1 protein-coding gene and 2 pseudogenes are annotated in these 3,613 nt (G+C 64.2%); 2 read left to right on the forward strand and 1 reads right to left on the reverse strand.

Annotated elements, in window-relative coordinates; genetic code table 11:
• The first annotated feature begins 168 nt into the window (after positions 1–168).
• Positions 169–2,601 (forward strand): annotated as a pseudogene (locus tag ACLP9N_RS28555) (arylsulfatase).
• A 19-nt stretch (positions 2,602–2,620) separates the two neighbouring features.
• Here ACLP9N_RS28555 and ACLP9N_RS28560 read toward each other — a convergent pair.
• Entirely contained in the window at positions 2,621–3,250 is a 630-nt protein-coding gene (locus tag ACLP9N_RS28560) for a TenA family protein (protein ID WP_442410514.1), read from the reverse strand.
• Positions 3,251–3,456: 206 nt separating this feature from the next.
• On the opposite strand from ACLP9N_RS28560, the pseudogene ACLP9N_RS28565 reads away from it, so the two are divergent.
• Positions 3,457–3,613, forward strand: a pseudogene (locus ACLP9N_RS28565) (cystathionine beta-lyase); the annotation flags it as partial.

The following is a 3,613-nucleotide window of genomic DNA, read 5'->3' on the forward strand; positions in this document are numbered from 1 at the left end:
CATTCGTATTGGCGGCACAGGACGCTCAAAAGCCCTTGCGCCAGCTAGCTTTTCGTAGTGCTGAACTTCCTCGGCCACCCACCGTTCGAACACTGCAACTCATCTGTTCACTGGCTCAGCCTCGACCGGCTGGCCCAGAGCAACCAAACGCTTTAAGAGAGGTCCATCATGGCTGAGCCCTCGACACAACCCAACGGCCACAAGCCCGCTGCCGCATCTGACGGCGAGGCTGGCCAACGCATCGCGGCGCCTGAGCAGGACCAGGTGCAGCGGGATATATTGCCCATCCCGGACGCCAAGCATGTTGGCCTGACGACGTATGACGCCAAGGACCCGGACACCACCTATCCGCCGATCACCGCGCTGCGCCCGCCGAAGGGCGCACCCAATGTACTGATCGTGATGCTCGATGATGTGGGGTTCGGTGGTTCGTCGGCCTTCGGCGGCCCCTGCAACACGCCGACGGCCGAGCGGCTAGCCGCGGGCGGGCTGAAGCTGAACCGCTTTCACACCACGGCGCTGTGCTCGCCCACCCGGCAGGCGTTGCTGACTGGGCGCAATCACCACTCAGTAGGTATGGGTGGCATCACGGAGATCGCCACGTCGGCACCAGGCAACAGCAGCGTGCGGCCCAAGGACAAGGCGCCCATCGCCGAAACCCTTATGCTCAACGGCTATTCGACGGCGCAGTTCGGCAAGTGCCACTAGGTGCCGGTCTGGGAAGTCTCTCCCGTGGGGCCGTTCAGCCAGTGGCCCACCGGCTCGGGCTTCGAGTACTTTTACGGCTTCGTCGGTGCTGAGGCTAACCAGTACTACCCCGGGCTGTATGAGGGCACCTCGCCGGTGAAACCACCGAAGTCACCCGAAGAGGGTTACACGCTGACCGAGGATCTCGCCGACCGCGCCATCACCTGGGTGCGCCAGCAGAAGGCGCTGGTACCCGACAAGCCGTTCTTCATGTATTGGGCCCCCGGCGCCGCCCACGCGCCGCACCACGTGCCCAAGGAGTGGTCGGACAAGTACAAAGGCAAATTCGACGGCGGGTGGGACGCGTTGCGCGAGCAGATCATTGCCCGGCAGAAGGAATTGGGCGTCGTGCCCGCAGACGCGGAACTGACCAGACGCCACGACGAGATCCCGGCCTGGGATGACATGCCCGCTGAGCTGCGGCCAGTGCTGGCCCGCGAGATGGAGCTCTACGCCGGCTTCCTCGAGCAGGCCGACCACGAGATTGGGCGCCTCGTCTACACCCTCGACGACTTGGGAGTGCTCGAGGACACGTTGATCTATTACATCATCGGCGACAACGGCGCCTCGGCCGAAGGCACACTGAACGGCTCCTTCAACGAGATGGCCATGCTGAACGGCATGCCGCAAATCGAGACAACCGAGTTCCTGCTGTCCAAGATCGATGATTTCGGCACACCGAAGGCCTACAACCATTACGCAGTCGGTTGGGCACACGCCCTGTGCACGCCTTATCAGTGGACCAAGCAAGTGGCCTCACACTGGGGCGGCACCCGCAACGGCACCATCGTGCACTGGCCCAACGGCTTCGCCGACAAAGGCAAGACCCGCAGCCAGTTTCACCACGTGATCGACGTCGCCAAGACCATCTTGGACGCGGCCGGCCTGCCGGAACCCACCGTGGTGAACAGCATCACGCAGGCGCCGCTGGAAGGCGTCAGCATGTTGCCCACCCTGCGCGACGGAGATGCGCCGGAGCACCACGACATCCAGTACTTCGAAATACTCGGCAACCGCGGCGTCTACCACAAAGGCTGGACCGCGGTGACCAAACACCGCACGCCGTGGACCACCGAGGCGCCACCGGCGTTTGACGACGATGTCTGGGAGCTGTACGGACCCGACGACTGGACACAGGCTCATGACCTGGCCAAGGAGAACCCCAAGAAGCTGGCCGACATGCAGCGCCTATGGCTCATCGAGGCGGTCAAATACAACGTCGTGCCTCTTGATGACCGTACTTTCGAGCGCTTCAACCCCGATCTCGCCGGGCGCCCCCAGCTGATCCGTGGGAACAGCCAGCTGCTGTTCCCCGGGATGCGGGTCAGCGAGAACTGCGTGCTCACCCTGAAAAACAAGTCGTATTCGGTGACCGCCAACATCACTGTGCCGGAATCGGGCGCCACCGGCGTCATCATCACCCAGGGTGGCCTGGTGGGCGGCTGGTCGCTGTATGCGCATGAGGGCAGGCTCAAATATTGCTACAACTTCCTGGGCATCGAGCACTACATGATCACTGCCGAGGAGCCCATCCCAGCCGGAAAGCACCAGGTGCGAATGGAATTCACCTACGACGGCGCCGGCCTGGGCAAAGGCGGCGACGTCACGCTGTACTACGACGGCAAACCCGTCGGCCAGGGCCGCGTCGAACGGACGCAGCCCATGATCTACTCCGCCGACGAGGCCTGCGACGTAGGCGCCGACACCGGCTCACCCGCATCCCCAGACTACGGCCCCACCGGCAACAAGTTTTCCGGTCAGATCGACTGGGTGCAGATCGACATCGGCGACGACAGCCAAGATCATCTCATCAAACCCGAGGACCGGCTCACGGTCGCGATGGCGCGACAATGATGTTGCGGCTCTTGGCGATTCAGAGGTGAGTGGAACGGCCGGCAGCGTCGAAGAACCGCAGTTCGAGTTCCATCGCCTGGTGATACAGGATGGCCAGCCGATCGTGATCACCTCCGTAGCGGTCGAGTAGACTCTCGAGACGTCGCGCCAGGGCCTCGAACTGCGGGCTCGAGTACGTCATCACCCACTCGCGATATGGACTGTCGGGCTTTGTCTGGGCGGCCAGCTGCTGGCCGAGGTAGGCGTAGAGCCGCAGGCACGGCGTCATCGCCGCCGCGATGTGGCCAACCGGCTCCAGCGCAGCGACCGCCAACAAGAAGTTGGTATACGCCGAGGTGGCGGGGTCTGCCGTTTGGTGCAGGTCGACATCCCAGCGGGCCGCGTAGCCCTGGTGAAGGCGGAGCTCGTCGGTGGCGGCGTCGAGTAGCTCCCTGAACGCCATCAGCCCGTCTTGGTCCGGGCTCTTCGCCAGAGCCAAGGCGTAGGCGCGGCAGAACGCGTCGAGGAAGGCGGCGTCCTGTCCCACGTAGTAGGCGAACGTAGCTCGGGCCAACTCTCCCGACGCGATGCCCTGGACGAACGTGTGCTCCAGCGCCGCCTGAGCCAGGACTCGGTTCCGGTGCCATAACGAGTCGGAAAGCGAGGCCACGAACCAAGCCTAGGGCTCGTCATAGCCTCGTGGAGGCCACGCTCAGCAGCTTGGCGACCGGGCAATGCGCGCCGTGCGCGGGTGGGCGGTCCCGATGTAGGAGGTGGTCGTGAGTGCCGGAAGCTGCCGCGACGGCTTAATCTGCCCGAGTGACGTTTAATCCGCTCGAGGAACTCACGCTGCAGCAGTTGCGCCTGCGCACCAGCATGAAGTGGCGCGGGCATCCGAACGATGTGCTGCCGCTGTGGGTCGCCGAGATGGACGTCAAGCTGGCGCCATCGGTGGCCGAGGCTCTGCGCAGGACCATCGACAACGGCGACACCGGATATCCGTGCGGCACCGCGCTTGCCGAGGCCGTCGCCG

The sequence above is a fragment of the Mycobacterium sp. genome (assembly GCF_052144515.1).
Classification (GTDB): Bacteria; Actinomycetota; Actinomycetes; order Mycobacteriales; family Mycobacteriaceae; genus Mycobacterium.